Origin of the sequence: Streptomyces sp. adm13(2018), assembly GCF_008042145.1 — a bacterium.
In the GTDB taxonomy this organism is placed as follows: domain Bacteria; phylum Actinomycetota; class Actinomycetes; order Streptomycetales; family Streptomycetaceae; genus Streptomyces.
On record NZ_RDBH01000221.1, the window covers coordinates 1 to 987 of the forward strand.

Here is a 987-nt window from a genome sequence, read left to right on the forward strand (position 1 = left end):
TCGTACCTGCGCCCGCCCCCTTCGTCGTACCTGACCTGACCGCCCTACCCGAGTGAGCGACACATGCCTTCCTTCGACGTGACCCGATCCCGTTTCCGGCTGGCCGACGACGAGGTCTTCGTCCTCGCCCAGCTGGCGACCGGACAGCCGGTCCCGGAGTCCATGGCGCCCGCCGAGGCGCGGCTCCGGGACGCCGGGCTCATCAACGGGGCCGGGGAGCTCTCCGCGCTCCTGCTGCCCCTGATGCAGACCCTCGTCAACCCGTCCGTGATCGTCTCCCTGGAGGCCGGCGGCCGGCAGGGCACCCTGCACCACGGGCTGCTCGTCGGCGACGAGCACGTCGTCTGCCACGAGACCTGGCCGGGCGAGGAGGAGGCCGTGTACCGGCTCGTCGAGCCGCGGACCGTGGTGTGGACGCTGGCCGACCTGATCGCGCTGCGCCAGTCCGACGCGGGGGGCCGGGACGGGGCCGACGAGCAGGTCGTGGAGACGACCGTGGGTGTCCTGGAGGCCGGTCTGCAGGCGCTGGAGAAGGCGGCGTCGACGCCGGGCGGGGACGAGCGGTCCCTGGTCGTCGAGGCGCTGCGGGCGGCCGGGGCGTCGGAGGTCACCGCGACGCTGCTCTCGCAGCTGATCGTGGAGGTGCGGTCGAACTGGCGGATGACCGCGGCGTGGCAGGGCCGTCAGGACGGGGTGCCGGGCGTGACGGCCCGCGCGGTCGCCGCGTGGGACTGCGGTCCGCACGGCCAGTGGCTGCGCGAGCTGCCCGCCGAGCCGATGGCGGAGGGCGGGGCGACCGCCCACAGCCCGTTCCGGCYGCGCCGACCTGGTCGTCCTGCCCGAACTCTGGCCCATGGGGGCCTTCGCGTACGAGTCCTTCGCCGCCGAGTCGGAGCCGCTGAACGGCCCGACCCACCGCGCGATGGCCGAGGCCGCGCGCGACGCCGGGGTCTGGCTGCACGCCGGCTCCTTCGTCGAGGCGGAGGG

1 protein-coding gene is annotated in these 987 nt (G+C 74.9%); it reads left to right on the forward strand.

Going from position 1 to position 987, the window contains the following annotated elements; all coding sequences use genetic code 11:
* Window positions 1-826 precede the first annotated feature (826 nt).
* Window positions 827-987, forward strand: a 161-nt coding sequence (locus tag EAO70_RS35850) for a nitrilase-related carbon-nitrogen hydrolase (RefSeq protein WP_410091595.1), incomplete at its 3' end; no start/stop codon positions are given.